This window comes from Pseudomonas sp. O39 (assembly GCF_045447295.1).
In the GTDB taxonomy this organism is placed as follows: domain Bacteria; phylum Pseudomonadota; class Gammaproteobacteria; order Pseudomonadales; family Pseudomonadaceae; genus Aquipseudomonas; species Aquipseudomonas antarctica_A.
Window position 1 is genome coordinate 400,140 of record NZ_JBJGXV010000002.1, and the last position, 25,806, is coordinate 425,945.

The following is a 25,806-nucleotide window of genomic DNA, read 5'->3' on the forward strand; positions in this document are numbered from 1 at the left end:
TTTTTCTTATGTCATCTTCCGCCCCGAACGCTGTCCTCTCGGTCAGCGGTATCGGCAAGACCTATGCCCAACCGGTTCTGTCCGACATCACCCTGACGCTCAATCGCGGGGAAGTGCTGGCGCTGACTGGTGAGAACGGCGCTGGTAAAAGCACGTTGTCGAAAATTATCGGCGGGCTGGTCACGCCGACCACCGGGCACATGCAGTTCAATGGCCAGGATTACCGCCCCGGCAGTCGCACCCAGGCTGAAGAGCTGGGCGTGCGCATGGTTATGCAGGAACTCAACCTGCTGCCAACGCTGACCGTGGCCGAAAACCTGTTTCTGGATAACCTGCCCAGAAACTGTGGCTGGATCAACCGCACGCAACTGCGCAAGGCTGCGATCGAGGCGATGGCCCAAGTCGGCCTCGACGCGATCGACCCGGACACCCTCGTCGGGAGCCTGGGCATCGGCCATCAACAAATGGTCGAAATCGCTCGCAACCTGATCGGCGACTGCCATTTACTGATCCTCGACGAACCCACGGCCATGCTCACCGCCCGTGAAGTCGAGATGCTGTTTGAGCAAATCACCCGCCTGCAGGCCCGGGGCGTGGCGATCATTTATATTTCACACCGGCTCGAAGAACTGGCTCGTGTCGCGCAGCGTATTGCGGTTTTACGCGACGGCAAGCTGGTCTGCGTCGAGCCGATGGCCAATTACAACAGTGAGCAACTGGTCACCTTGATGGTCGGTCGTGAGCTGGGTGAACAGATCGACCTGGGGCCACGCACCATTGGCGGTCCGGCCCTGACGGTGAAAGGGCTGACCCGCTCGGACAAGGTCCGCGATGTGTCCTTTGAAGTGCGTGCCGGGGAGATCTATGGCATCTCCGGCCTGATCGGCGCGGGCCGTACCGAATTGTTACGCCTGATTTTCGGTGCCGACCTGGCCGACAGTGGCACGGTGGCCCTGGGGTCGCCAGCGCAGGTGGTGAGTATCCGTTCGCCGGTGGACGCGGTGGCTCATGGCATTGCTCTGATTACCGAAGACCGCAAGGGTGAAGGCCTGCTGCTGACCCAATCCATCAGCGCCAATATCGCTCTGGGCAACATGCCGGAAATTTCCGGCGGCGGCGTGGTGAACAGCCGGGACGAAACTGCCCTGGCCAAGCGCCAGATTGATGCCATGCGCATCCGCAGCTCAAGCCCCGCACAGTTGGTGTCCGAGCTGTCGGGCGGCAACCAGCAGAAGGTCGTGATCGGCCGTTGGCTGGAGCGCGATTGCGCGGTGATGCTCTTTGACGAGCCAACCCGCGGTATCGACGTCGGCGCCAAGTTCGACATTTATGCGTTGCTCGGCGAATTGACGCGCCAGGGCAAAGCGCTGGTAGTGGTGTCCAGCGACCTGCGGGAGCTGATGCTGATCTGCGACCGCATCGGCGTGCTGTCTGCCGGGCGCCTGATCGAGACCTTCGAGCGCGACAGCTGGACCCAGGACGAGTTGCTCGCCGCCGCCTTTGCCGGCTATCAAAAACGTGACGCGCTGCTGAACGACGCAGCGCTTAGGGATACCCCATGAAAACAATAAACTCCCCGGGTAAAACCGGCGGCAACTTCTACGGCCTGGGTACTTATCTGGGACTGGCCGGTGCCTTGCTCGCAATGATTGCGCTGTTCTCGGTACTCAGCGATCACTTCCTGTCCTATGACACCTTCAGCACCCTGGCCAACCAGATTCCGGACCTGATGGTGCTGGCGGTCGGCATGACGTTCATCCTGATCATCGGCGGTATCGACCTGTCGGTGGGCTCGGTGCTGGCATTGGCCGCATCGGCAGTCAGCGTGGCGATTCTCAGCTGGGGTTGGAGCGTATTGCCAGCGGCGGTGCTGGGCATGGGCTGCGCAGCATTGGCGGGTACCATCACCGGTTCGATTACCGTGGCCTGGCGCATTCCGTCATTTATCGTATCCCTCGGCGTGCTGGAAATGGCCCGTGGCGTGGCTTACCAGATGACCGGTTCGCGCACCGCCTATATCGGTGATTCGTTTGCCTGGTTGTCCAACCCGGTTGCCTTCGGTATTTCGCCATCGTTTATCATTGCTTTGCTGGTCATCGTTGCCGCTCAGTTGGTGTTGACCCGTACTGTATTCGGCCGTTACCTGATCGGTATCGGCACTAACGAAGAGGCGGTGCGCCTGGCCGGGATCAATCCCAAACCCTACAAGATCCTGGTGTTCAGCCTGATGGGGCTGTTGGCCGGCGTGGCGGCACTGTTCCAGATTTCGCGCCTGGAAGCGGCGGACCCGAATGCCGGCTCCGGCCTTGAGTTGCAGGTGATCGCGGCGGTGGTGATCGGCGGTACCAGCCTGATGGGTGGGCGCGGCTCGGTCATCAGTACGTTCTTCGGTGTGTTGATTATTTCGGTGCTGGCGGCCGGCCTTGCGCAGATCGGTGCTACAGAGCCTACCAAACGCATCATCACCGGTGCCGTGATCGTGATTGCCGTGGTCCTCGACACCTACCGCAGCCAGCGCGCCAGTCGGCGGGGCTGAACCATGGCAACGATCAAGGATGTGGCGGCGCTCGCAGGTATTTCCTACACCACCGTGTCCCATGTGGTTAACAAGACGCGGCCGGTCAGCGAGCCTGTGCGGATCAAGGTTGAAGCAGCGATCAAGCAGTTGGACTATGTGCCAAGTGCGGTTGCGCGCTCGCTCAAAGCCAAGACCACTGCCACCATTGGCCTGCTGGTGCCCAATAGCCTTAACCCGTATTTTGCCGAACTGGCCCGGGGCATCGAGGATTACTGTGAGCGTAATGGTTATTGCGTGATCCTCTGCAACTCCGACGATAACGCTGAGAAGCAGCGCAGCTACTTGCGCGTATTGCTCGAGAAGCGCATCGACGGCTTGATCGTGACCTCGGTGGGTGGTGACGACAGTGGCCTTGCTGCGGGTTTGAGTGCGGTGCGCACGCCCATGGTCATTGTCGACCGTGCGCTGGATGGCATTGATGTCGACCTGGTGCGTATCGACCACGAGGAGGGCGCTTACCTGGCGACCCGGCACTTGCTTGAACTGGGTCACCGGGACATCGCCTGCATTGGTGGCCCCGGTCACACCCGTGTGGCGCAAATGCGGCTTGCGGGCTATCACCGCGCGCTGCGTGAGGCGGGCGTGGATGTAGCGGCCAGTCGCACCCTGGAAAGTGACTTCACCAGCACCGGTGGTTATGCCGCTGCGGTACAGTTGCTGTCGGAAAACCCGCCAAGTGCGATTTTCGCCAGTAACGACATGATCGGTTTCGGTGTATTACGTGCGGCAGCCGAGCGCAATATTCGTGTGCCGGGTGAGCTGTCGGTGATCGGTTTTGACGACATTCAAATGGGCCGCTACGTTTACCCCGCGCTGACCACGGTCGGGCAGTCAATCGTGCAATTGGGCGAGACGGCCGCCGAACTCTTATTGCGACGAATTGCGACACCCCAACTGCCGATCGATCAGCGCATCGTGACGCCAAGCATTGTTTTACGTGAGTCGACGGCGCCGTTTGCGGGTGTGTTCGCCCAATACCGCTGAACCGAATTGATGAGTACTGATGTATGCCAGCAAAAGTAGTGGTAATAGGCAGCTTGAACATGGATTTGGTCACCCGCGCCAGTCGCTTGCCGCGCGCCGGTGAAACCCTGATTGGCCAAACGTTTTCCACCGTCCCGGGCGGCAAGGGCGCCAATCAGGCGGTCGCTTCGGCGCGCCTGGGTGCTGATGTGGCGATGATTGGATGCGTCGGCACGGACGCCTACGGCACTCAATTGCGCGACGCATTGCTGGTGGAGGGCATTGATTGCCAGGCCGTCAGCTCGGTCGACGGCTTAAGCGGCGTGGCATTGATTGTGGTGGATGACAGCAGCCAGAACGCGATTGTAATCGTTGCGGGAAGCAACGGTGAGCTGACGCCCGCTTCGTTGCAGCTGGCCGATTCGGTGTTGCAGGCGGCCGATGTGATCGTCTGCCAATTGGAAGTACCCATGGACACCGTGGGCCATGCTCTCAAGCGCGGTCGTGAACTGGGCAAGACGGTGATCCTGAATCCAGCACCGGCCAGTGGCCCGTTGCCCGCGCAGTGGTACGCCTCGATCGACTATCTGATTCCCAACGAAAGCGAAGCCGGTGCATTAAGTGGCGTGACGGTCGATTCCCTCGACAGCGCCAAGGTCGCTGCGACGCAGTTGATCAAGGCGGGCGCCGGCAAAGTGATCATCACTCTGGGGGCGCAGGGCGCGCTGTTTGCCGATGGCAACGGCTTTGAGCACCTGGTGGCGCCAAAGGTCAAGGCAGTGGACACCACGGCTGCCGGTGACACCTTCGTGGGTGGTTTTGCCGCCGCGCTCGCCAACGGTAAAAGCGAAGCCGAGGCTATTCGCTTTGGTCAGGTCGCCGCAGCGCTGTCGGTCACTCGCGCCGGCGCGCAACCCTCTATCCCTGTATTGCAGGACGTTCAAGGTTTTATACCCTCATGAAAAAGACACCTCTGCTCAATATCGCCCTGTCGCGCGTGATCGCGTCCCTCGGTCATGGTGACATCCTGGTGATTGGCGATGCCGGCCTGCCGGTGCCGCCGGGCGTCGAGTTGATCGACCTGGCGCTGACCCAGGGCATTCCTGATTTCATCAGTACCCTACGCATTGTGCTGAGCGAAATGCAGGTGGAAAGCCACGTGTTGGCGGAAGAAATCCTGCTCAAGCAGCCACCTGCGCTCACGGCACTCAACACCCTGACTGACCAGGCTGCCCTCGGCGAGCGCCGCCTGCTCAGCCACGAAGAATTCAAGCAGCTCAGCCGCAAGGCCCGCGCCGTAGTGCGCACTGGCGAGTGCCAGCCTTATTGCAATATCGCGCTGGTGTCCGGCGTAACCTTCTAGAGTTTTCCTACGACAAGGAGTGTTTCATGCAACGTGGTCTTCCAACCCTGAAAAACCTGTTTCGGAGTGTCCTGCTTTTGTCCGCGCTCACAGCAGCCAGCGCCCAAGCGGCGGAAAAAATCGACCTGATCATCGATACCGACCCAGGTGCCGATGACGTAGTGGCCTTGTTGTTTGCCATGGCCTCTCCGGAGGAACTGAGCATTCGTGCGCTGACCACCGTTGCCGGTAACGTGCGCCTGGACAAGACTTCCCGCAACGCACGCCTGGCTCGTGAGTGGGCAGGGCGTGAGGAAATTCCTGTGTACGCAGGCGCGCCAAAACCGATGCTGCGCACGCCGATTTACGCTGAGAATATTCACGGCAAAGAAGGTATTTCCGGTGTCACCGTACACGAGCCAAAAAACGGCCTGGCTGAAGGCAATGCTGTCGACTACCTGATCAAAACGCTCAGCACTGCCAAGCCACACAGCATTACCATCGCCATGCTCGGCCCACAAACCAACCTGGCGCTGGCGTTGACCCAGGCCCCGGAAATCACCCAAGGCATCAAGGAAGTGGTGGTGATGGGCGGTGCGCACTTCAATGGCGGCAATATCACACCGGTGGCCGAATTCAATTTGTTCGCCGACCCTATCGCCGCTGAAATCGTGCTCAAAAGTGGCGTCAAGCTGACCTACCTGCCACTGGACGTGACCCACAAGGTGCTGACCAGCGAAGCGCGCCTGAAGAAAATCGCGGCGATTAACAACAACGCGAGCAAAGTGGTTGGCGACATTCTCAATGAATACGTCAAAGGCGACATGGAGCACTACGGCATCCCGGGCGGTCCGGTACACGACGCTACCGTCATTGCCTATCTGCTCAAGCCGGCACTGTTCAGTGGGCGTGAGGTTAACGTGGTGGTAGACAGTCGCGAAGGCCCGACCTTCGGCCAGACCATCGTCGATTGGTATGACGGCTTGAAGCAGCCGAAGAACGCGTTCTGGGTTGAGAACGGCGACGCCCAAGGCTTCTTCGATCTGCTGACCGAGCGCTTGGCGCGCCTGAAGTAATGTGTTTGCCGGTCGGCGCTCGCCGGCCGGTTCTTATTCGCGCTCGGGCTTGTGTGCGCCCATGTGATCGGCCGGGTATTTCTCGAATATCTGGCCGATGAAGGCTTGCGCGGCCTGAGTACCGAGTTCCTTGACCAGCAGGTCGATTCCGATGATTGCCAACTCCTCCGGGCTTCCGGGGCTGTAGGAGCTCTGTCCTTGAGGCCACTTGGCTTTAATGTCGGCTTGGAGGGTTACAGTGGTCATGGGGGGCTCGCGGGGTTTGAAGTGCTGGGCAGTGCGCTGGCACGCGGTTTTAGTCGCGGCAGTTAACCATTTTTGCAGGGTATTTGGCACTGCTACTTAGGCATGAGGCGCTTCGGGTTGAGGCAGGCGCTGTGCGACACTGTTGCTCAATTCAATTGCCGGGGAACACCAGGTGCAGATCGATTTGAACAACCCCGATAACGTCACGCTGGAGGCTGTCCGTCAGTTGCTCGCCAGTGCCAGTGATGACGAGCATACCCAGTTACGGGTGACCAAGGCCGGTATCGCGTATATCTCCTCCGGGAAGGCCGTAGGCGGTGTCGAGATCGATGGCTTGCTGTTTCGCCTGGAAACCTGGGCGAAAGGTTCGGGTTATGTCGGTAAAGTCGCGGCCAGTGATGAAGTCTGGGTCATGCAGATTTTCAATGCGCTCACGCAGAATTGGCCAAACCCACCGTTTGACTACATCGACATCTACTGACTGCGTTCATATCTGGTGACGATTGACTTGGCGAATGCACGCCCTGAGTCAGGCAGACTTGCCGTCGGGCGATTTACGTCTTGAAACCAAACGGCCAGATCGCTGTCGCACGATCTCTGTCCATTTTTTATCATAGGAGGCTTCATGCCTTGGAAGCTCGCATCATTCGGCACTTTGTTGGCAGCACTCGCGTTGGCGGGTTGCAGCACCCCGGGTGCCTCTGAGCCAGGCAAAGACGTCGCCGTTGCTGACGCAGGCCATAGCCGTTGTGAGTCGAAGGCTGCCGAATTCGCCATCGGCCAGAAAGCTTCGCCTCAACTGCTGGATCAGGCGCGTACCCGTGCCGGCGCGCAGAACGCGCGGATCCTCAAGCCCAACGACATGATCACGCTGGAATACCGCTCCGACCGCTTGAACCTGAACACCGACGACAACCTGGTGATTACGCGGGTCAACTGCGGCTGACAGCGTCCCGGCTTTTGCAGCGCCCATAAAAAACCCCGTCACATGGACGGGGTTTTTTTTAGCTCAGCGGAGAATTACTCGCCGCGAACCTGTGCAGCTTGCATACCCTTTTGGCCTTTCTCAGCCACGAAGGAAACGGTTTGGCCTTCTTTCAGGCTTTTGAAACCGTCGCTTTCGATAGCTTTGAAGTGTACGAACAGGTCGTCACCGCCACCTTGAGGAGTGATGAAGCCGAAGCCTTTTTCATCGTTGAACCATTTAACGGTGCCGGTTTGGCGATTAGACATGGTGTATCTCCAAGAAACATATATTTTCAGTAGTGCTGTGCTGCTCAGGCCAACTGGGCACACTTGGCTATCATAGTCGAAATGTTCGACTTGGGAGCCCCCCCAAGGCATTGTTTGCTACTCAATGGCGTTGCGTTTAGTGCCTTGTTCGGCTGAAAGCCCCGATCTACGGGGCTTTGGCGCGAAATATCAGCTGTTAAAAAAAGCCGTAAAAGCTGCGTAATTTGTGAGAAATGGCAGTTTTCAGGCTTTTTTTTCCGCTAAAAGGCTGCCTGATCAGTGGTCGGTCTTACTTTTTCTTCACGACTTTGCAGGACGAAATAGCCGTAACCGCTTTGTTTTTAAGCTCCTGCTTGGCGTTCTGGTTGGTCATGAGCTCCTTGATTTCAGCGGTGCTCAATTCCGCGTTGATCTTGTCGGCGCCGCATTCGCAATGGTCTTTGGCGGTTTTGGCGTCAACGCTCTGCTGAGCGGCTGAGGTGCAGTCTTTGACAAAGTTGTCCCGGTCGCCGGCCGAAGGCCAGTTCGATGGGGCTGCAGCCTGTGCGCCGAAGGAGAGGAAGGCCAGCGATGCAGAAAGCGCGAAGGTCGAGGAAAAACGCATAGTTAAAGGCTCCTGAAGTCTTGAGGACGAACGGCGATTCTCGGTGCGTTTGAGGCCTGTCGTACAGCTCAAGTTCACTTTTGCCGCTATAAACGCTGGAATTTGTATTTCCTAAGGCCGTGTCGGCGCGACGACCGTTCATCTGTGCTAGCATCCGCAACCTGGCTGTTTACAGGCGTGCCAATTGCCGCCTTGCCATGTTCTTTTTTAGTTCACTCCAGTCACTCTGGTTCGATTATCGGTTGGCCGAAAGGCTCCTGCCGCTGTAAGGCAGGCGTTCATCACTGAACGGCCTGGTGTTGGATCTTGTACTGGCTCATCCCAACCCACGTGACCTTTGGTAGGGGTCACCACTAGGAGAGGAGGCGCCATGCCAACTATTACTCTTCCCGATGGCAGTCAACGTTCATTCGATCATTCGGTTTCCGTAGCCGAGGTCGCCGCATCCATTGGTGCCGGCCTGGCCAAGGCCACTGTGGCCGGCAAGGTCGACGGCAAGCTGGTTGACGCCAGCGACCTGATCACCGCCGATGCCAGCCTGCAAATCATCACGCCTAAGGATCAAGAGGGGCTGGAGATCATTCGCCACTCTTGTGCGCACCTGATTGGCCACGCGGTCAAGCAGCTGTACCCGACCGCGAAGATGGTCATCGGCCCGGTCATTGACGAAGGCTTCTATTACGATATCGCCTACGAGCGTCCATTCACTCCGGACGACCTGGCTGCTATCGAGGCGCGCATGCACGCGCTGATCGAAAAAGATTACGACGTCATCAAGAAAGTCACGCCGCGCGCCGAAGTGATCGACGTATTTACTGCTCGTGGTGAAGACTACAAGCTGCGTCTGGTGGAAGACATGCCGGACGAACAGGCCATGGGCCTGTATTACCACGAAGAATACGTCGACATGTGCCGTGGCCCGCACGTGCCGAACACGCGCTTCCTCAAGTCGTTCAAGCTGACCAAGCTGTCCGGTGCCTACTGGCGCGGTGATGCGAAGAACGAGCAGCTGCAGCGGATCTATGGCACTGCCTGGGCTGACAAGAAGCAGCTGGCAGCCTACATCCAGCGCATCGAAGAAGCCGAAAAACGCGACCACCGCAAGATCGGCAAGCGCCTGAACCTGTTCCACCTCCAGGAAGAAGCGCCGGGCATGGTGTTCTGGCACCCGAACGGCTGGACCCTGTATCAGGTGCTCGAGCAGTACATGCGCAAGGTTCAGCGCGATAACGGCTACCTGGAAATCAAGACTCCGCAGGTCGTTGATCGCGGCCTGTGGGAGAAATCCGGGCACTGGGCCAACTACGCTGACAACATGTTCACCACCCAGTCGGAAAACCGCGACTACGCCATCAAGCCGATGAACTGCCCGTGCCACGTGCAGGTATTCAACCAAGGCCTGAAGAGCTACCGCGAGTTGCCGATGCGTCTGGCCGAATTCGGTGCCTGCCACCGTAATGAGCCGTCGGGTGCGCTGCACGGCATCATGCGTGTGCGTGGCTTCACTCAGGATGATGCCCACATCTTCTGCACCGAAGAGCAGATGCAGTCTGAATCCGCGGCGTTCATCAAGCTGACCATGGACGTTTATCGCGATTTCGGCTTCACCGAAGTCGAAATGAAGCTGTCCACTCGTCCGGAAAAACGCGTCGGGTCCGACGAGCTGTGGGATCGCGCCGAAGCTGCACTGGCCGCCGCGCTAGACAATGCGGGCCTTGCGTACGATTTGCAGCCGGGTGAGGGCGCCTTCTACGGTCCGAAAATCGAGTTCTCGCTGAAAGATTGTCTTGGTCGTGTGTGGCAATGTGGTACTTTGCAGCTCGATTTTAACCTGCCGATCCGTTTGGGGGCTGAATACGTCTCCGAAGACAACAGCCGTAAGCACCCGGTTATGCTGCACCGGGCGATTCTCGGCTCGTTCGAACGGTTTGTCGGGATCCTGATCGAGCACTACGAGGGTGCGTTCCCCGCGTGGCTGGCTCCGACTCAGGCAGTGATCATGAATATCACTGATAAACAGGCCGATTTTGCCGCTGAAGTTGAAAAAACTCTCAACGAAAGCGGATTTCGTGCCAAGTCCGACTTGAGAAATGAAAAGATCGGCTTTAAAATCCGCGAGCATACTTTGCTCAAGGTTCCCTATCTTTTGGTTATCGGAGATCGGGAAGTCGAGATGCAGACTGTCGCTGTGCGTACTCGTGAAGGTGCTGACCTGGGCTCGATGCCCGTCGCCCAGTTCGCTGAGTTCCTCGCGCAAGCGGTTTCCCGGCGTGGTCGCCCAGATTCGGAGTAATTATTATTAAGCGTGAACCGAGACAAGATAAACGAGCTGCACCGAAAGCGCCGATCAATGAGAATATCTCGGCACGCGAGGTTCGGTTAATTGGCGCTGATGGCGAGCAGATTGGCATCGTCTCTATTGATGAAGCGCTTCGTATTGCTGAAGAGTCCAAATTGGACCTGGTGGAAATTTCCGCCGACGCAATCCCACCTGTTTGTCGGGTGATGGACTACGGCAAATCGATCTTCGAGAAGAAGAAGCAGGTTGCCGCAGCGAAGAAGAACCAGAAGCAGATTCAAGTAAAAGAAATCAAGTTTCGTCCAGGGACGGAGGAAGGGGATTACCAGGTAAAACTGCGCAACCTGGTACGTTTCCTGAGTGATGGGGACAGGGCCAAGGTATCCTTGCGATTCCGCGGCCGTGAGATGGCCCACCAGGAGCTGGGGATGGAACTCCTCAAGCGGGTTGAAGCTGACCTGTTGGAGTATGGTTCTGTCGAGCAGCATCCTAAGATGGAAGGACGCCAGCTGATTATGGTCATCGCCCCGAAAAAGAAGAAGTAATCAACAGGGCACGGCAGGCCTTCTGATTATGTTTATCAACTGAATGCGGAGTATCCGAACATGCCAAAAATGAAAACTAAAAGTGGTGCTGCTAAGCGGTTTCTGAAAACTGCTAACGGTATCAAGCACAAGCACGCTTTCAAGAGCCACATCCTGACTAAAATGTCGACCAAGCGTAAGCGTCAACTGCGCGGTAGCAGCTTGCTGGCACCGTGTGACGTGGCAAAAGTCGAGCGCATGCTGCGCCTTCGTTAATTTAGTCAAGAATAGAGGAAGTAACTCATGGCTCGTGTAAAGCGTGGCGTCATTGCCCGTAAGCGTCACAAAAAAATTCTGAAACTTGCTAAAGGCTACTACGGCGCGCGTTCACGCGTATTCCGTGTCGCCAAGCAAGCGGTAATCAAGGCAGGCCAATACGCCTACCGTGACCGTCGTCAGAAAAAACGTCAGTTCCGCGCTCTGTGGATCGCTCGTATCAATGCTGGTGCACGTGTTAACGGTCTGTCCTACAGCCGTTTCATCGCTGGCCTGAAAAAAGCGTCCATCGAAATCGACCGTAAGGTTCTGGCTGAACTGGCCGTGAACGATAAAGCGGTGTTTGCTGCGATTGTCGAGAAAGCTAAAGCCACTTTGGCTTAAGTACCCCCGACAGTCACCCTGGGTTGCTCCTGCATCCCAAGGTGGTAAACGTCATAAATAGGGGAAGAGCCTTCAAGCTCTTCCCCTATTTTGTATCTGGAGTCTGTACATGGAAAACCTGGACGCGCTCGTCGCTCAAGCTCTTGAGGCTGTGCAAAGCGCTGAAGATATCAATGCCCTGGAGCAAATCCGGGTTCACTACCTTGGCAAAAAGGGTGAATTGACTCAGGTGATGAAGACCCTGGGGAATTTGCCGGCTGAAGAGCGTCCGCAAGTTGGCGCGCTGATCAACGTCGCCAAGGAGCGTGTCACAGAAGTTCTCAATGCGCGCAAGGCGTCGCTCGAGGAGGCCGATCTTGCGGCCAAGCTCGCCGCCGAGTCCATTGACGTAACCTTGCCTGGCCGTGGCCAGGCCTCGGGCGGTCTGCATCCGATCACCCGGACTCTGGAACGTATCGAGCAGTTCTTCACCCATATCGGCTACGGCATTGCCGAAGGCCCTGAGGTCGAAGACGACTATCACAACTTCGAGGCGCTCAACATCCCAGGCCATCACCCGGCCCGGTCGATGCACGACACCTTCTATTTCAACGCGAACATGCTGTTGCGCACCCATACCTCGCCGGTACAGGTCCGCACCATGGAAGCGAACAAGCCGCCGATCCGCATCGTCTGCCCAGGCCGTGTGTACCGTAGCGACTCGGATATCACCCACTCGCCGATGTTCCATCAGGTCGAAGGCCTGCTGGTTGATCGCGACATCAATTTCGCCGACCTCAAAGGCACCATCGAAGAATTCCTGCGGGTGTTCTTCGAGAAGGAGCTGGCGGTGCGTTTCCGTCCTTCGTTCTTCCCGTTCACCGAGCCATCCGCCGAAGTTGATATGGAGTGCGTGATGTGCAGCGGTAAAGGCTGCCGCGTCTGCAAACAGACGGGCTGGCTGGAAGTGATGGGCTGCGGCATGGTGCACCCCAACGTGCTGCGCATGTCCGGGATCGACCCGGAAGAGTTCTCGGGCTTTGCCTTCGGCATGGGCGTTGAGCGTCTGGCCATGCTGCGTTACGGCGTGAACGACTTACGTCTGTTCTTCGACAACGACTTGCGGTTCCTCGCGCAATTTCGCTAGTCGTAACGAATCTTTAGGAGAGCAGGATGAAATTCAGTGAACAATGGCTGCGTGGCTGGGTAAGCCCGCAGGTAGATCGCGACGAGCTGGTTGCTCGTCTGTCGATGGCCGGCCTTGAGGTCGATAGCGTAACGCCGGCCGCCGGTGTTTTCAGCGGCGTGGTCGTGGGCGAGGTGCTGAGCACCGAGCAGCACCCTGATGCTGATAAATTGCGCGTGTGTCAGGTCAGCAATGGCTCCGAAACCTTCCAGGTCGTATGCGGAGCGCCAAACGTGCGCCCGGGCCTGAAGATTCCGTTTGCCATGATCGGCGCCGAACTGCCAGGCGACTTCAAGATCAAGAAAGCCAAGCTGCGTGGCGTTGAGTCCAACGGCATGCTCTGCTCCCAGGCTGAACTGCAAGTGGGCGAGGGCAACGACGGCCTGATGGAACTGCCGGCCGACGCGCCAACAGGCCAGGACATTCGTGTTTACCTGGAGCTGGAAGACGCCAGCATCGAGGTCGACCTGACCCCGAACCGCGGCGATTGCCTGTCCCTCGCTGGCCTGGCCCGCGAAGTAGGCGCGCTGTACAACGCGCCAGTCACTCGTCCCGTGGTTGCCGCAGTAGCTGCCGTGCACGAGGAAGTACGCCCGATCGAAGTGCTGGCGCCAAACGCTTGCCCACGCTACCTCGGCCGCGTGATCCGTAACGTCGACCTTTCCAGGCCAACCCCGCTGTGGATGGTTGAGCGCCTGCGTCGCGCCGATGTGCGCAGCATCGACGCTGCCGTCGACATCACCAACTACGTGATGCTGGAGCTGGGTCAACCGTTGCACGCTTTCGATCTCGCCGAAATCAATGGCGGCATCCGCGTACGCATGGCCGAAGAAGGCGAGAAGCTGGTATTGCTCGACGGCCAGGGAGTCAGCCTGCGCGCTGATACCCTGGTCATCGCCGACCATTCCCGCGCCCTGGCGATTGCCGGCGTGATGGGTGGCGAGCACAGCGGTGTGTCCGCGACCACTCGCGATATTTTCCTCGAAAGCGCGTTCTTTGATCAGATCGCCATCGCCGGCAAGGCCCGCTCCTACGGCCTGCACACCGATGCCTCGCATCGCTACGAGCGTGGCGTGGACTGGAAGCTGGCCCGTGAAGCCATGGAGCGCGCCACTGGCCTGCTGCTGGAAATCACGGGTGGCGAAGCTGGCCCGATCACCGAAACCGTCAACGAACAGTACCTGCCGTCCGTTGCACCTATTACGCTGCGCGCCAAAAGCGTCGAGCAAATGCTTGGCCTGGTGATCGAGCCTGCTCAGATCGAGCAATTGCTGTCGGCGCTTGGCCTTGGCATTTCCGCTGGCGAGGAAGGGCGGTGGCACGTTGACGTGCCAAGCCATCGCTTCGATATCAGCCTGGAAGTTGATCTGATCGAAGAGCTGGCCCGTCTGTATGGCTATAACCGTCTGCCGGTACGCTACCCGCAAGCGCGCCTGGCACCGCAACCCAAGGCCGAAGCGCGTGCGCACCTGCCAGAGTTGCGTCGTCTGCTGGTTGCCCGAGGCTATCAGGAAGCAGTGACGTACAGCTTCATTGATCCGAAGCAGTTCGAGCTATTCAACCCAGGCGTTGAGCCGTTGCTGTTGGCTAACCCGATCTCCAACGACATGGCCGCCATGCGCTCGTCGCTGTGGCCAGGTTTGGTCAAGGCGCTTTCCCACAACCTGAACCGTCAGCAAGATCGCGTACGCATGTTCGAAAGCGGCCTGCGTTTCGTCGGCCAACTCGACGGCCTGAAGCAAGAGCCGATGCTGGCCGGTGTGGTTTGCGGTAGCCGTCTGCCGGAAGGCTGGGCGCAGGGCCGTGACGCCGTGGACTTCTTCGACGTTAAAGCTGACGTGGAAGCGGTATTGGGCTTTGCCGGCGCACTGAACGACTTCACGTTTGTGCCAGGCAGCCATCCAGCGTTGCACCCGGGCCAGACTGCGCGTATCGAGCGCGAAGGGCGCTTGGTGGGCTTCGTCGGTGCCATACACCCCGAGCTGTCGAAAACCCTCGGTCTCGACCGTCCTGTGTTCGTTTTTGAGCTGGTGCTGGCCGAAGTGGCGTCGGGCAAAATGCCTAAATTCAGCGAGTTGTCGCGCTTCCCTGAAGTACGTCGTGACCTGGCCCTGATCGCCGACCGTGACGTGGCCGCCACTGCTGTTCTGGATGTAATCCGTGAAAATGCAGGGGAATGGCTGACAGACCTCAGGCTATTTGACGTCTATCAGGGTAAAGGCATTGATCCGCATAGAAAAAGCCTTGCAGTTGGCTTGACCTGGCAGCATCCATCGCGCACTCTTAATGACGATGAGGTGAATACCACGACACAAAATATCCTCACCTCGCTCGAACAAAGGTTGAACGCCACGTTAAGGAAGTGACGTATGGGGGCTTTGACGAAAGCTGAGATGGCGGAACGTCTGTACGAAGAGTTGGGTCTGAACAAGCGCGAGGCCAAGGAATTGGTCGAGCTGTTTTTTGAAGAAATCAGGCACGCTCTGGAAGACAACGAACAGGTCAAATTGTCCGGTTTCGGCAATTTTGACCTGCGGGACAAACGCCAGCGGCCTGGCCGCAATCCAAAAACGGGAGAAGAAATCCCGATCACGGCTCGCCGTGTGGTCACCTTTCGTCCAGGGCAGAAGTTGAAGGCCCGAGTTGAGGCTTATGCTGGAACCAAGTCATAACGACGAGCTACCCGTCATCCCAGGCAAACGCTACTTCACCATTGGTGAAGTCAGCGAGCTCTGTGCGGTCAAACCGCACGTGTTGCGCTATTGGGAGCAGGAGTTTCCTCAACTCAACCCCGTCAAACGCACCGGGAACCGTCGGTATTATCAGCGCCAGGATGTGCTGATGATCCGGCAGATCCGTGCGTTACTGTACGATCAGGGGTTCACCATCAGCGGCGCGCGCCAGCGTATGTCCGGTGATGAAGCCAAAGACGACACCACCCAATACAAGCAATTGATCCGCCAAATGATCTCCGAACTCGAAGATGTGCTGGTGGTTTTGAAGAAATAACTCAGGCTTTTAAAATACTTCCACATTTCAAAAGCTTGCGGTATATTCCTGATCGCTTCGTTGCGAAGCGAACCCAGTAACACGCCTAGTCGGGGCGTAGCGCAGTCCGGTAGCGCACTAGCATGGGGTGCTAGGGGTCGAGTGTTCGAATCACTCCGTCCCGACCATATTCTTCTTTGAAAAAGCCCAATCTGAAAAGGTTGGGCTTTTTTATGTGTCACACTTTCAGCGGGGTTCAGCCAGCCGTGCGTTCGCGCTGTTTGAGGTAGTCCACAAACGGGGTGATATCCGGGCTGCAGAGCAAATGCGCGATCGCGCACACTTCGGTTTCCGGCCAGTCCCACCAGGCGGATTGCTCAAGGATCAGGCGCGTGGGTTCGTCAAAGCGCCAGCGGATATGTTTGGCGGGGTTGCCGCCCACAATGGCGTAAGGCGCTACATCCTTGGTGACGATCGAGCCGGCGGCAACGACCGCGCCATTGCCGATGGTCACGCCTGACAGAATCTTCGCATGCGAGCTGATCCAGCAGTCATTGCCGATGGTGACGTCACCTTTGCTACCGCCGAAGTCAGTAATGTGGGCGAGGCTTTTAACCTTGGCCGGGAACGGGTAGCAGCTGAGCCAGTCAGTACGATGGTGGCCCCCCAAATACACTTCGACATTGCCGGCAATGGAGGTGTAGGCGCCTACACGCAGGGTCGTGCCCTCATGCCAGTCATGAACGTTCAAGTCTCCGTAGGTGCCGATGCCAAAACTGTAATCGGGGTAACGGTTGCGCAGTTTTTGCGTAGAGCGCTCCAGCGGGGAGAGCGCGCGTAATGCCTTGCGCGCTTGATGTTCGCGCCATTTACGCAATAGCTTCATGGGGTGAGCCTTCTTGCAGAGATTGAAATCAGGCGACATCGTGATGAATGGGTGCCGTCTATGCAAGACGAAGGTAGAGCGGTTTATTTATTGTCTGAAAATAGTCGTCGAAGCCTGTCCCTTTTTTTCACCTCGCCTGTCATTCCAGGCAAGTGAATAAAATCGAGAGCTTCCCCTAATGCCCGCAGTCTCACCCTTGCGCTTGCGCCCGTTGCTGAACCTGAGCCTGATGCTGAGCCTCAGTGCCAGCCCGCTATTCGTCCCGCTCAGCTATGCCGAAGACAGCACAGAGCGCCGCAGCTACGAAGTGCCGGCCGGCAGTTTGAGCGCCGCATTGACCCGCTTTGCCGGGCTCGCTGGCGTCAACCTGTCCGTGGACCCGGCGCTGGTCAGCGGTCACAACAGCAGTGGCTTGTCCGGCAAGTACGCGGTGGAGGAGGGGTTTGCTCGCTTGTTGCAGGGCTCCGGCCTGCAGCTGCAACCGATGGGCGAGCAGGCGTACAGGTTGGTGCCGGTGCCGGAGGGTGGCAGCCTGCAACTGGCGCCCACGTCTATCCTCGGCATCACCGGGCAGGCCGATGGGGATACTTATGCCGGTGGCCAAGTGGCGCGCCGTGGTTCTCAAGACCTGCTCGGCTCGCGCGACTTTATGGAAACGCCGTTCAGCATGACCACCAACCCGGCGGGTGGGCGCTATGAGCAATTCACGATTCGCGGGTTCAGCCTGTTCAACAGTGATGTGGCCTACAACGGCCTCTATGGCGTGCTGCCGACCTACACCATCGACATGGAAATGGCCGAGCGGGTCGACATCCTTAAAGGCCCGAGCCAGTTGATCAACGGTATCTCGCCACGCGGTAGCGTCGGCGGCGGGATCAACGTGGTGCCCAAGCGCGCTACCGACAAGCACATCACCTCGTTGACCGGCACGTGGGCATCCGGCAGCCAGGCCGGTGGCGCGGTGGATGTGGGACGGCGCTTTGGTGAGGACAACAAATTTGGCATCCGTTTCAACGGCGTGAAGCAGTCCGGCGATACCGAATGGGATCACCAGAGTGTCGACCGTGAAATGGCCGTGTTGGGCCTGGATTTTCGCGGCGAGCGTTTGCGCCTTTCCACGGATATAGGCCACACCGAGCGCGACACCGACGCGCCGCAAGAACGTGTACAAGTCGGCGCCAATGCCAGGGTGCCGAGCGCCAACGATGTGCGTCACAACTACGCACAGCCCTGGAGCAAAGCCCGCACCGATGACACCATCGGCACTGTTAACGGCGAGTTCGACCTCAGTGACAACGTGATGCTCTATGGCGGTGTGGGCGCGCGTAAAAGCAACCACGACTTCTTGCGTCACGCGGTTTCCGTCACCAACAACGCCGGGGATTTCAGCGTATTGCCACGGGATTTCACCCGCGATGAAAACGTGCGCACCGCCACAGCCGGGGTGCGCAGTTGGTTGCATACCGGACCCGTTAGCCATGAGATCAACCTGGCGGCCAGCTACTTCTACATGGACTTTGAAAACGGCGGCGCCCGGTACGCGGCGGCGCCGAGCAACCTGTACAACCCGGAAGAAACCCCAACCCCTTCACGGCCAACTCGCCTGGATTCCAGGGTCTACACCGAGAACCGCTTCAGTGGCGTGGCGCTGTCCGACACCTTGGGCTTTTTCGAGGATCGTTTATTGCTCACTCTCGGCGCGCGCTGGCAGCGGGTGAAGGTCGATGACTGGACCGACAACGTCAAGGGCGACACGGCGTATGACGAGGAAAAAGTCTCGCCATCGGGCGGCATCCTCTTCAAAGCCACCGACAAACTGTCGCTATATGCCAACTACATGGAAGGCTTGAGCCAGGGCAAAATCGCGCCTTCGACCTCGATCAACGAAGATGAAATCTTCCCGCCATTTATCAGCCGACAGGTTGAAGTAGGCGCCAAATACGACGCCGGTGCCTTTGCCGTGACCGCTGCCGTGTTTCGTATCAAGCAGCCCGCCTACGAAACCAACGCGACCACACGGGTTTTCGGCCCCAACGGCAAACGCCAGAACGACGGCGTGGAGCTGAGCGTATTCGGCGAGCCGCTCAAAGGCTTTCGTCTGCTCGGCGGCGTGATGTATATCGACAGCGAACTGACGAACACCACCCACGGCACCTTTGACGGCAATCGCGCACCGGCCACGCCCAAATACAACGTCAACCTGGGCGCAGAATGGGATGTGCCGACGCTTGAGGGCCTGACCCTGACCAGCCGGGGCCTCTATTCCAGCTCACAGTACCTCGACACGTCCAACGTCAAGCAAATCGATGCGTGGACCCGCATCGACCTGGGCGCGCGATACGCTTTCAAGGTCGACGACAAGCACATCACCTTACGAGCGAATGTCGAGAACGTCGCCGATAAACGCTACTGGAGCTCTGCCGGGGCGTCTGACGACAGCGAACCGGGTTTGACGCTGTCGACGCCGCGTACCTACTTGCTCTCGGCCACGGTGGACTTCTAAGCACAGGGGCAATATGGGGAAGGCCAATGTGGGAGCTGGTTTGCCTGCGATACAGGCACCTCGGTCTGTCAGTAAGACCCAGTCGATGCTATCGCAGGCAAGCCAGCTCCCACACAAGCCAGCTCCCACATAGCCCAGGGCACACCCCAGACTCGCAACGTTAATAAGAATGTTTTTTGATTGCATCGCCGTGATATGGAATAGTACCCGCCGTTTTCCCAGGCCTCTCCCGCCTGGGTGTGTTAACGCCGAGGTCTTTGTCATGCGAATGCTGCGCTCCATCCCGACCCTTGCCGCCTGCCTCCTGGCATTCTCCTGCAGCGTATTGAACGCGGCTCCCATCGACCTCAACGACGGCCAGCATGCGGTGCACCTGCCGGATGCGCCCAAGCGCGTGGTGGTGCTGGAGTTTTCTTTCCTCGACAGCCTGGCTGCCGTTGACGTCACGCCAGTCGGGGCCGCCGACGATGGCGATGCCAACCGTGTATTGCCGCGTGTGCGCCAGGCCATCGGCCAATGGAAGTCAGTGGGCCTGCGTTCGCAACCCAGTATCGAGGAAATCGCCCGGCTCAAGCCGGACCTGATCGTCGCTGACCTCAATCGCCACCAGGCGCTCTACAGCGACTTGGCGAGCATCGCGCCAACCTTGCTCCTGCCATCACGCGGTGAGGATTACCAGGGCAGCCTGAAATCCGCCGAACTGATCGGCAAGGCCTTGGGCAAAAGCCCGCAGATGCAAGCGCGTATTGCGCAGAATCGTGAGCACCTGAAGGCGATTGCGCAGCAGATTCCCGCCGGTGCCAGCGTGCTCTTCGGCGTTGCACGTGAGGACAGCTTTTCCGTGCACGGCCCGGACTCCTACGCCGGCAGTGTGCTGGAGGCCATCGGCTTGAAAGTGCCGTCGGTACGCGCCAAGGCTGCGCCAACCGAGTTTGTCAGCCTGGAACAATTGCTCGCCCTGGACCCGGGTTGGTTGTTGGTGGGGCACTACCGTCGCCCCAGTATCGTTGATACCTGGAGCAAGCAGCCGCTGTGGCAAGTGCTCGGTGCGGTACGCAATCACCACGTGGCGCAAGTCGATGGCGACAGCTGGGCGCGTAATCGTGGCGTATTGGCCTCGGAGCAGATCGCAGAAGACGCCCTCGCCATTCTTAAAGGCGGCCATGCCGTATTGAGCCAATAACCGTGCAGCGCAGTTTCGCGGCGACAAGCATTGTGCTGCTGGGGGCCGTGTTGTTCTGGTTCTCGCTGTACAGCTGGTCGCCGTTTGTGATCTCCCCGACGGACGCATGGAATGGGCTGGTTCACCAAGGCCACGAAGGCGGCAATATGGCCTACATCGTCGCCCAGTTGCGGGTGCCGCGAGCCGTGTGCGCGGCGTTGGTCGGTGCCTGCCTGGGGCTGGCCGGTGCGCTGATGCAGGGCATCACCCGTAACCGTTTGGCGTCGCCTTCGCTGTTTGGCGTGACGGCGGGCGCAGCGTTGGGGCTGGCGTTGTTCTCGACCGGATTGGTTGCACCGCCGTTTGCCGGTGGTGCGTTGTTGATGACGTGCCTGGGCGGCGCGCTGGCGTGGATAACGGTATTCAGCCTGGGCGGCGCCTGGTCGCCAACCACCGCGCAAGGTCGGCTGGTATTGGCCGGTGTGGCCGTGGCGGCGCTGTGCGCGGCATTGACTCGGCTCACCGTGATTCTGGTCGAGGCGCAGGCGCAAAGCGTGTTGAACTGGCTGGCCGGTTCGCTGGCGAACGTCGGGGCGGCCCAGGTGCAATTGCTCTGGCCGTGCACGTTGATCGGCGGCCTGTGGGCGCTGTGGTGCGCCCCGCGCTTGAATCTGATCAACCTCGGCGAAGACGCTGCGCGCTCGTTGGGCGTGGGTATCGCCAGCCTGCGCTTGCAGGTGTTTCTGGCCAGTTTGTTACTGGTGGGCGCCAGCGTCTGCGCGGTCGGCCCCATCGGGTTTGTCGGGCTGATCGCGCCGAATATCATTCGGCAATTTCTCGGTAACGACTACCGCTGGCTGATTCCGTTGAGTGCGGCATTGGGCGCGGTGATCGTGCTCGGCGCCGACCTGCTCAGTCGCGCCGTGGCCTTTCCGGTGGAAACCCCGGCGGGCGTGGTGACCGCGCTGATCGGCGCGCCGTTCTTTTTGTTCCTTGCCAGGCGCGCCCTATGACCCGGCCACGATTGCGCTTATGGCTGCTGCTGGGCCTGTTGCTGGTGACGCTGTTGGTGAGCCTCAGCGCCGGTACGGTGTGGCTCAAGCCCGCAACCGTGCTGGATCGCCTGCTGGCTCACGACGCCCTCGATTTTGAAGTGTGGAACCACCGCCTGCCGCGCAGCCTGATCGCCATGCTTGCCGGGTGTGCGTTCGGTCTGGCGGGGGCGATTGTGCAGGGGGTGATTCGCAACCCGCTGGCCTCGCCGGAAATTCTCGGCGTAACGCAGGGTGCAGGGCTGGCGCTGACGGTGGCGATCATCAGCTGGCCGCAACTGCCGATTGCCTGGCTGCCGCTGGTAGCCTGCCTGGGCGGGGCGGGCGGCGCCTTGCTGCTGGCGTTGTACAACACCGGCGTGAGTTTTTCCGGGGTGCGTTTTGCGCTCTCGGGCGTGGCGATTGCGGTGACCTTGTCCAGCGTCACCGAGTTTTTAATCCTGTCCCACCCGCTGGATATCAACACCGCGTTGCTCGCACTGACCGGCAGCCTGTGGAGCCGCAATTGGCACCACGTGGTGTTGGTGCTGCCGTTTCTGCTGCTGATCCCGCTGGGCCTGTGCCTGGCCAAACCGCTGAACCTGATCGCCCTCGGCGACGAAGCCGCCCACAGCCTGGGCACCGCCCTTGGCCGCACGCGCTGGCTGGCGATGGCCTGCGCGGTGGTGCTCACCAGCCTGGGTGTCGGCGTGATCGGGCCGATTGGCTTTATCGGTTTGGTCGCGCCGCATATGGCGCGGCGGCTGGTGGGCGGGCATCACCACTATTTGCTGCCCGCCGCGATGCTGATTGGCGCGCTGCTGTTCGTGCTGGCCGACACCCTCGGGCGTACGTTGATCGCACCCAGCGAAATCCCGGCGGGCATTCTCACGGCGGTGATTGGTGCGCCGTATTTTCTTTGGTTGCTGGCACGGTTCAAGGGCTGATGACATGAGTATTCTTCAGGCACAACAGCTCGACATTGGCTACGGTGCGACGCGTATCGTGCAGGGGTTGTCGTTCGCGCCGCCAGCGGGTCGCGTCACCGCGCTGATCGGCCCCAACGGCTGCGGCAAGTCCACCTTGCTCAAGGCGTTTGCGCGCATCCTTAAACCCACCCAAGGTGCATTGACCCTCGATGGCCAGCCCTACGCCAGCCTGTCCGCCCGCCAGTTGGCCCGGCAAATTGCGTTCTTGCCCCAGGTGTTGCCAGTGCCGGAGGGCGTCAGTGTGCGCCAGTTGGTCGCTTACGGTCGCAGCCCGCACAACTCGCTGTGGGGGCGCCTGAGCGGCAACGATCAATCCCATGTGACCCAAGCCATGCAACGCCTGGAACTGGACAGCCTGGCCGACCGTGCGCTGGCGGATTTGTCCGGCGGTCAGCGCCAGCGCGCCTGGCTGGCCATGGTGTTGGCGCAAAACGCGCCAGTGGTGCTGCTCGACGAACCCACCACCTACCTCGACATCAGCCATCAGGTCGAGCTGCTCGACTTGATGGGCGAACTGGCCGCCGAAGGCAAAACCGTCATCACCGTACTGCATGACATCAACCAGGCCTGCCGCTATGCCGATCATCTGGCGGTGATGCAGGGCGGCAAACTGGTCGCCGATGGCGCGCCCGCCCAGGTGATCAGTGCCGAACTGATGCGCCAGGTGTTCGATGTGCACGTGCAGGTCATGCAGGAGCCGCTGGCCGGCACGCCCATGTGCCTGGTGGAAAAAAGCACCCGTACACGTGCCTGATGTGGGCAAAAATGCGCGAAGGGCTTGCTCCCTAATCGCGTTCTGTCCTGCAAAAACATTATTTATATGAATAAAGTTATTTATAAATAATGAAAGTAGAGAATATTAGCTTATGCCCAAATAGCATTATATTTTTAAAATCCATTCCGTTATGTTTGATCGCAACAGCCTACCCCTGACCTCGGATGGTACCCAGCGTGATTCAGATTCTGCGCGCCATAACCGGGTAACAACCCCGCGGCAGAATCGTTGGAACGGAGTTCAACGTATGTTGCCATTTCAAAGCCCTCGCTCGCCCCACACCTAGTTACAGATCGCTTACACCTCCCTGAAAACCGTGCACCCCGCGCCGTCCCGACGACAGCGTGACTGCCCGACTTCGCGATCCGGAAAGTTTGGAGTGGCCATGAAGCAAGTTTTACAACCCGCCGCTGCACTGGCGCTGGCCCTGTTTGCCGGCACCGCACAGGCTCAGGACGACAGCACCCTGTCCACCGTGGTGGTCACCGGCAACCGTGGCGCCGAACAGCGCACCGTCACCAGCAGCCCGGTGCCGATCGATGTGGTCAGCGCCAAGCAACTGCAAAACACCGGCAAGCCCGGCTTGATGGAAGCCTTGAGCGCGGTGATCCCGTCGCTGACCCTGCCGGAAAAAACCGGCTGGGACGCCAGCGGCATTGCCCGCGCACCCAACCTGCGTGGCCTGAGCGCCGCCGAAGTGCTGGTGCTGGTCAATGGCAAACGTCGCCACACCAGTGCCACCCTGAACATCAACGGCATCAATACGGGCGCGGCGCCGGCCGATCTCGACTTAATTCCCATCAGCGCCATCGACCACGTGGAAGTGCTGCGCGATGGCGCCGCCGCCCAATACGGTTCGGATGCCATCGCCGGGGTGATCAATGTGATCCTCAAGGCCGACACCAGCGGCACCGCAGTGACCAATATCGGCCAGGGTTACGACGGCAAGAAACAGACCGTGCAACAGAGCCTCAACAAGGGTTTTGAAATCGGCAACGGCGGCATCGTGCAACTGGCCCTGGATGCGCGCAGCCAGAATGACGACAACAAGGCCAGCGCCAACGGCTACACCTATGAGCAAGCCTACAACCAGGCCGGCAGGGCTACCTATGGCGGTTATGGTACGCCCAAGACCAACCTGCTGACCTTGGGCTACAACGCCGAGCTGCCGATCGATGACAGTCTCAGCCTGTATTCCTTCACCACTTACTCACGACGCAAAGCCGAGCAGGGGCAGAACTACCGCCTGCCCACCATCACCAACACCATTACTACCGGGCCGAACGGCTACCCGGCCGGTTATACGCCAACCTGGTCCATCGACGAGGATGATTTCCAGGCCGCATTCGGCGGCAAAGGCACCGTCGGCGCGTGGGACTGGGACTTGTCCACCACCTACGGGCGCAACGAAGCGGAGCAGGGCACCACCCACAACCAGAACCCGTCGCTGGGCGAGTACACGCCGAACAGCTTCACCTCCGGCACCTGGATTTCCACCGAGTTGACCACCAACCTCGACTTCAAACGCGGCTTCGACGTCGGCCTGCAAAAACCGTTGGACCTGTCCTACGGCTTCGAGCATCGACGCGACACCTATGAGGTGCAGGCCGGTGACTATGCGTCTTATGCCAACGGCGGTTATTGCGTGGCGCCGGGCAACTGCGCTTCATCCGGGGCCCAGGTCACCAATGGTATTTCATCGGACGAAGCCACCAGCGCCTCGCGCAACAGCCTGGCCAGCTATGTTGATGTGGGCTTCAACCCGCTACCGGATTGGTACGTGGGCACCGCCTTTCGTTATGAGCATTACAACGAAGGTGTGGGCGCTACCCGCAGCGGCAAGTTGACCACGCGCTACGATTTCACCCCGCAATTTGCCGTGCGCGCCACGGTCAGCAATGGCTTTCGCGCGCCGTCCCTGGCCAACAGCCTGTTCAGTGCGCGCTCCACCACCTATGGCGTGGTCGACGGGGTGTACCAGTCGATCAACTACGGCGTGTTGCCGGTGGATTCGGCGGCGGCCAAGGCCCTCGGCGCCCAAGAGCTGAAACCCGAGCGCTCGACCAATTTCAGCCTGGGTTTCACCCTCACGCCCACCGACCGTTTGAACTTCACGGCCGACGCCTACGTGATCAACCTGCGCGACCGCATCACCCTGACCGGTACCTTGCTCGGGCCTGAAGTCACCCAAGTGCTGCAGAACAACGGCATCAACTCAACCTCCGGCGGCCAATACTTCATCAATGGCGCCGACACCCGCACCAAAGGTGTTGATCTGGTCAGCAACTACAACCAGGACATCGGCCAGTACGGCACCTTGAAGTGGACGGCGGCGTTCAATTGGAACCAGACCCAGATCCTCAACTACAAGGCGTCCACCAACATCCTGGGCACTTCCTATGATCTGATGGACCGCCAGGCGCGCAACCTGATCACCGGCGTCCAGCCCAGCACCAAGCTGATTCTCGGTGGCGACTGGAGCATCGACCGCTTCAACCTCAACCTGGCCCTGACACGCTATGGCACCTACAAGGAAGTCAACGTCTCTGCCGACCGCAGCCTGGACCGAATCTACAGCGCCAAATGGATCACCGACCTCGACCTTGGCTACAACCTCACCAAAGCCCTGAACATCGCCGTCGGCGCCAAGAACCTGTTTGACCTCTACCCCAAGAAACAAGGCGTGCCTAGCAGCACCATGCTCGCCAGCTACGGCACCTATTCGCCCTACGGTTTTACCGGCGGGTACTACTACACCCGGCTGACTTACGCCTTCTAAGGC

26 protein-coding genes and 1 tRNA gene are annotated in these 25,806 nt (G+C 59.3%); 23 read left to right on the forward strand and 4 right to left on the reverse strand.

Annotation, left to right across the window (positions count from 1 at the left end; all coding sequences use genetic code 11):
• Nucleotides 1-8 precede the first annotated feature (8 nt).
• The 6 genes from ACI77D_RS04370 to ACI77D_RS04395 are packed head-to-tail and all read left to right on the forward strand — an operon-like array spanning nucleotide 9 to nucleotide 5,959.
• Entirely contained in the window at nucleotides 9-1,562 is a 1,554-nt protein-coding gene (locus ACI77D_RS04370) for a sugar ABC transporter ATP-binding protein (RefSeq protein ID WP_407016121.1), read from the forward strand.
• Complete coding sequence (locus ACI77D_RS04375) at nucleotides 1,559-2,536, forward strand: ABC transporter permease (protein ID WP_064453225.1); 978 nt, start codon at nucleotides 1,559-1,561, stop codon at nucleotides 2,534-2,536. The genes ACI77D_RS04370 and ACI77D_RS04375 overlap by 4 nt, the downstream gene beginning before the upstream one ends.
• A 3-nt stretch (nucleotides 2,537-2,539) precedes the next feature.
• Entirely contained in the window at nucleotides 2,540-3,562 is a 1,023-nt protein-coding gene (locus ACI77D_RS04380; RefSeq protein WP_064453224.1) for a LacI family DNA-binding transcriptional regulator, read from the forward strand.
• 23 nt (nucleotides 3,563-3,585) lie between these two features.
• Nucleotides 3,586-4,503: a ribokinase gene (rbsK, locus tag ACI77D_RS04385; RefSeq protein WP_407016122.1), complete on the forward strand. Its 918-nt coding sequence runs from the start codon at nucleotides 3,586-3,588 to the stop codon at nucleotides 4,501-4,503.
• On the forward strand, nucleotides 4,500-4,904 hold the full coding sequence (gene rbsD / locus ACI77D_RS04390; RefSeq protein WP_064453222.1) for a D-ribose pyranase: 405 nt from the start codon (nucleotides 4,500-4,502) through the stop codon (nucleotides 4,902-4,904). Before rbsK ends, rbsD begins: the two co-directional genes overlap by 4 nt.
• Nucleotides 4,905-4,930: 26 nt before the next feature.
• A complete protein-coding gene (locus ACI77D_RS04395; protein ID WP_064453221.1) occupies nucleotides 4,931-5,959 on the forward strand; it encodes a nucleoside hydrolase in 1,029 nt (342 codons plus the stop codon).
• Between the two features lie 33 nt (nucleotides 5,960-5,992).
• On the opposite strand, the gene ACI77D_RS04400 is transcribed toward ACI77D_RS04395, so the two are convergent.
• A complete protein-coding gene (locus ACI77D_RS04400; RefSeq protein WP_064453220.1) occupies nucleotides 5,993-6,205 on the reverse strand; it encodes a hypothetical protein in 213 nt (70 codons plus the stop codon).
• Between the two features lie 172 nt (nucleotides 6,206-6,377).
• Here ACI77D_RS04400 and ACI77D_RS04405 point away from each other — a divergent pair, with 172 nt between their 5' ends.
• Nucleotides 6,378-6,686 carry a hypothetical protein gene (locus ACI77D_RS04405; protein ID WP_221295241.1) on the forward strand — a complete coding sequence of 103 codons (309 nt, stop codon included), beginning with the start codon at nucleotides 6,378-6,380 and terminating at the stop codon, nucleotides 6,684-6,686.
• A gap of 144 nt (nucleotides 6,687-6,830) precedes the next feature.
• The gene (locus ACI77D_RS04410) at nucleotides 6,831-7,151 is read left to right on the forward strand and encodes an I78 family peptidase inhibitor (RefSeq protein ID WP_064453219.1); all 321 of its coding nucleotides are present in this window, start codon (nucleotides 6,831-6,833) and stop codon (nucleotides 7,149-7,151) included.
• 74 nt (nucleotides 7,152-7,225) lie between these two features.
• Here the strand turns inward: ACI77D_RS04410 and ACI77D_RS04415 are convergent, their stop codons facing one another.
• The gene (locus tag ACI77D_RS04415) at nucleotides 7,226-7,438 is read right to left on the reverse strand and encodes a cold-shock protein (protein ID WP_003234260.1); all 213 of its coding nucleotides are present in this window, start codon (nucleotides 7,436-7,438) and stop codon (nucleotides 7,226-7,228) included.
• Nucleotides 7,439-7,727: 289 nt separating this feature from the next.
• Nucleotides 7,728-8,042, reverse strand: a complete 315-nt coding sequence (locus ACI77D_RS04420; protein ID WP_407016123.1) for a hypothetical protein — start codon at nucleotides 8,040-8,042, stop codon at nucleotides 7,728-7,730.
• Nucleotides 8,043-8,412: 370 nt separating this feature from the next.
• Between ACI77D_RS04420 and thrS the strand changes: the two genes are divergently transcribed.
• The 9 genes from thrS to ACI77D_RS04465 all read left to right on the forward strand — a co-directional run bounded on the left by thrS (nucleotide 8,413) and on the right by ACI77D_RS04465 (nucleotide 15,866).
• Nucleotides 8,413-10,335 carry a threonine--tRNA ligase gene (gene thrS / locus ACI77D_RS04425; protein ID WP_053257053.1) on the forward strand — a complete coding sequence of 641 codons (1,923 nt, stop codon included), beginning with the start codon at nucleotides 8,413-8,415 and terminating at the stop codon, nucleotides 10,333-10,335.
• Nucleotides 10,335-10,886, forward strand: coding sequence for a translation initiation factor IF-3 (infC, locus tag ACI77D_RS04430; RefSeq protein WP_064453217.1), 552 nt, complete (start codon nucleotides 10,335-10,337; stop codon nucleotides 10,884-10,886). Before thrS ends, infC begins: the two co-directional genes overlap by 1 nt.
• 60 nt (nucleotides 10,887-10,946) lie before the next feature.
• Nucleotides 10,947-11,141 carry a 50S ribosomal protein L35 gene (gene rpmI / locus ACI77D_RS04435; protein WP_008145659.1) on the forward strand — a complete coding sequence of 65 codons (195 nt, stop codon included), beginning with the start codon at nucleotides 10,947-10,949 and terminating at the stop codon, nucleotides 11,139-11,141.
• A gap of 27 nt (nucleotides 11,142-11,168) precedes the next feature.
• Nucleotides 11,169-11,525, forward strand: a complete 357-nt coding sequence (rplT, locus tag ACI77D_RS04440) for a 50S ribosomal protein L20 (RefSeq protein WP_053257052.1) — start codon at nucleotides 11,169-11,171, stop codon at nucleotides 11,523-11,525.
• 109 nt (nucleotides 11,526-11,634) lie between these two features.
• Entirely contained in the window at nucleotides 11,635-12,651 is a 1,017-nt protein-coding gene (gene pheS / locus ACI77D_RS04445) for a phenylalanine--tRNA ligase subunit alpha (protein ID WP_034099107.1), read from the forward strand.
• Nucleotides 12,652-12,677: 26 nt separating this feature from the next.
• Complete coding sequence (pheT, locus tag ACI77D_RS04450) at nucleotides 12,678-15,056, forward strand: phenylalanine--tRNA ligase subunit beta (protein ID WP_407016124.1); 2,379 nt, start codon at nucleotides 12,678-12,680, stop codon at nucleotides 15,054-15,056.
• 3 nt (nucleotides 15,057-15,059) lie between these two features.
• The gene (gene ihfA / locus ACI77D_RS04455; protein WP_002553164.1) at nucleotides 15,060-15,362 is read left to right on the forward strand and encodes an integration host factor subunit alpha; all 303 of its coding nucleotides are present in this window, start codon (nucleotides 15,060-15,062) and stop codon (nucleotides 15,360-15,362) included.
• The gene (locus ACI77D_RS04460) at nucleotides 15,343-15,699 is read left to right on the forward strand and encodes a MerR family transcriptional regulator (RefSeq protein ID WP_003174972.1); all 357 of its coding nucleotides are present in this window, start codon (nucleotides 15,343-15,345) and stop codon (nucleotides 15,697-15,699) included. The genes ihfA and ACI77D_RS04460 overlap by 20 nt, the downstream gene beginning before the upstream one ends.
• A gap of 90 nt (nucleotides 15,700-15,789) precedes the next feature.
• A tRNA-Pro gene (locus tag ACI77D_RS04465) sits at nucleotides 15,790-15,866 on the forward strand.
• Between the two features lie 68 nt (nucleotides 15,867-15,934).
• Here ACI77D_RS04465 and ACI77D_RS04470 read toward each other — a convergent pair.
• Nucleotides 15,935-16,564: a CatB-related O-acetyltransferase gene (locus ACI77D_RS04470; RefSeq protein ID WP_407016125.1), complete on the reverse strand. Its 630-nt coding sequence runs from the start codon at nucleotides 16,562-16,564 to the stop codon at nucleotides 15,935-15,937.
• Between the two features lie 178 nt (nucleotides 16,565-16,742).
• Between ACI77D_RS04470 and ACI77D_RS04475 the strand changes: the two genes are divergently transcribed.
• The 6 genes from ACI77D_RS04475 to ACI77D_RS04500 all read left to right on the forward strand — a co-directional run bounded on the left by ACI77D_RS04475 (nucleotide 16,743) and on the right by ACI77D_RS04500 (nucleotide 25,803).
• Entirely contained in the window at nucleotides 16,743-19,067 is a 2,325-nt protein-coding gene (locus ACI77D_RS04475; protein ID WP_407016126.1) for a TonB-dependent siderophore receptor, read from the forward strand.
• Between the two features lie 268 nt (nucleotides 19,068-19,335).
• Entirely contained in the window at nucleotides 19,336-20,250 is a 915-nt protein-coding gene (locus ACI77D_RS04480) for a Fe(3+) dicitrate ABC transporter substrate-binding protein FecB (protein ID WP_407016151.1), read from the forward strand.
• Nucleotides 20,251-20,252: 2 nt separating this feature from the next.
• Entirely contained in the window at nucleotides 20,253-21,242 is a 990-nt protein-coding gene (gene fecC / locus ACI77D_RS04485) for an iron-dicitrate ABC transporter permease FecC (protein ID WP_221295209.1), read from the forward strand.
• Entirely contained in the window at nucleotides 21,239-22,207 is a 969-nt protein-coding gene (locus ACI77D_RS04490; protein WP_407016127.1) for an iron chelate uptake ABC transporter family permease subunit, read from the forward strand. Before fecC ends, ACI77D_RS04490 begins: the two co-directional genes overlap by 4 nt.
• Nucleotides 22,208-22,211: 4 nt before the next feature.
• Nucleotides 22,212-23,003: a Fe(3+) dicitrate ABC transporter ATP-binding protein FecE gene (gene fecE / locus ACI77D_RS04495; RefSeq protein ID WP_259763606.1), complete on the forward strand. Its 792-nt coding sequence runs from the start codon at nucleotides 22,212-22,214 to the stop codon at nucleotides 23,001-23,003.
• Between the two features lie 406 nt (nucleotides 23,004-23,409).
• Nucleotides 23,410-25,803, forward strand: coding sequence for a TonB-dependent receptor plug domain-containing protein (locus ACI77D_RS04500; RefSeq protein WP_407016128.1), 2,394 nt, complete (start codon nucleotides 23,410-23,412; stop codon nucleotides 25,801-25,803).
• Nucleotides 25,804-25,806: the final 3 nt, after the last annotated feature.

Excerpts from the sequence above, each read along its gene's own strand:
- ACI77D_RS04370 (WP_407016121.1), top strand. The coding sequence starts at position 9 with ATGTCATCTTCCGCCCCGAACGCTGTCCTCTCGGTCAGCGGTATCGGC.
- ACI77D_RS04375 (WP_064453225.1), top strand. The coding sequence starts at position 1,559 with ATGAAAACAATAAACTCCCCGGGTAAAACCGGCGGCAACTTCTACGGC.
- ACI77D_RS04380 (WP_064453224.1), top strand. The coding sequence starts at position 2,540 with ATGGCAACGATCAAGGATGTGGCGGCGCTCGCAGGTATTTCCTACACC.
- rbsK (WP_407016122.1), top strand. The coding sequence starts at position 3,586 with ATGCCAGCAAAAGTAGTGGTAATAGGCAGCTTGAACATGGATTTGGTC.
- rbsD (WP_064453222.1), top strand. The coding sequence starts at position 4,500 with ATGAAAAAGACACCTCTGCTCAATATCGCCCTGTCGCGCGTGATCGCG.
- ACI77D_RS04395 (WP_064453221.1), top strand. The coding sequence starts at position 4,931 with ATGCAACGTGGTCTTCCAACCCTGAAAAACCTGTTTCGGAGTGTCCTG.
- ACI77D_RS04400 (WP_064453220.1), bottom strand. The coding sequence starts at position 6,205 with ATGACCACTGTAACCCTCCAAGCCGACATTAAAGCCAAGTGGCCTCAA.
- ACI77D_RS04410 (WP_064453219.1), top strand. The coding sequence starts at position 6,831 with ATGCCTTGGAAGCTCGCATCATTCGGCACTTTGTTGGCAGCACTCGCG.
- ACI77D_RS04415 (WP_003234260.1), bottom strand. The coding sequence starts at position 7,438 with ATGTCTAATCGCCAAACCGGCACCGTTAAATGGTTCAACGATGAAAAA.
- ACI77D_RS04420 (WP_407016123.1), bottom strand. The coding sequence starts at position 8,042 with ATGCGTTTTTCCTCGACCTTCGCGCTTTCTGCATCGCTGGCCTTCCTC.
- thrS (WP_053257053.1), top strand. The coding sequence starts at position 8,413 with ATGCCAACTATTACTCTTCCCGATGGCAGTCAACGTTCATTCGATCAT.
- rpmI (WP_008145659.1), top strand. The coding sequence starts at position 10,947 with ATGCCAAAAATGAAAACTAAAAGTGGTGCTGCTAAGCGGTTTCTGAAA.
- rplT (WP_053257052.1), top strand. The coding sequence starts at position 11,169 with ATGGCTCGTGTAAAGCGTGGCGTCATTGCCCGTAAGCGTCACAAAAAA.
- pheS (WP_034099107.1), top strand. The coding sequence starts at position 11,635 with ATGGAAAACCTGGACGCGCTCGTCGCTCAAGCTCTTGAGGCTGTGCAA.
- pheT (WP_407016124.1), top strand. The coding sequence starts at position 12,678 with ATGAAATTCAGTGAACAATGGCTGCGTGGCTGGGTAAGCCCGCAGGTA.
- ihfA (WP_002553164.1), top strand. The coding sequence starts at position 15,060 with ATGGGGGCTTTGACGAAAGCTGAGATGGCGGAACGTCTGTACGAAGAG.
- ACI77D_RS04460 (WP_003174972.1), top strand. The coding sequence starts at position 15,343 with ATGCTGGAACCAAGTCATAACGACGAGCTACCCGTCATCCCAGGCAAA.
- ACI77D_RS04470 (WP_407016125.1), bottom strand. The coding sequence starts at position 16,564 with ATGAAGCTATTGCGTAAATGGCGCGAACATCAAGCGCGCAAGGCATTA.
- ACI77D_RS04475 (WP_407016126.1), top strand. The coding sequence starts at position 16,743 with ATGCCCGCAGTCTCACCCTTGCGCTTGCGCCCGTTGCTGAACCTGAGC.
- ACI77D_RS04480 (WP_407016151.1), top strand. The coding sequence starts at position 19,336 with ATGCTGCGCTCCATCCCGACCCTTGCCGCCTGCCTCCTGGCATTCTCC.
- ACI77D_RS04490 (WP_407016127.1), top strand. The coding sequence starts at position 21,239 with ATGACCCGGCCACGATTGCGCTTATGGCTGCTGCTGGGCCTGTTGCTG.
- fecE (WP_259763606.1), top strand. The coding sequence starts at position 22,212 with ATGAGTATTCTTCAGGCACAACAGCTCGACATTGGCTACGGTGCGACG.
- ACI77D_RS04500 (WP_407016128.1), top strand. The coding sequence starts at position 23,410 with ATGAAGCAAGTTTTACAACCCGCCGCTGCACTGGCGCTGGCCCTGTTT.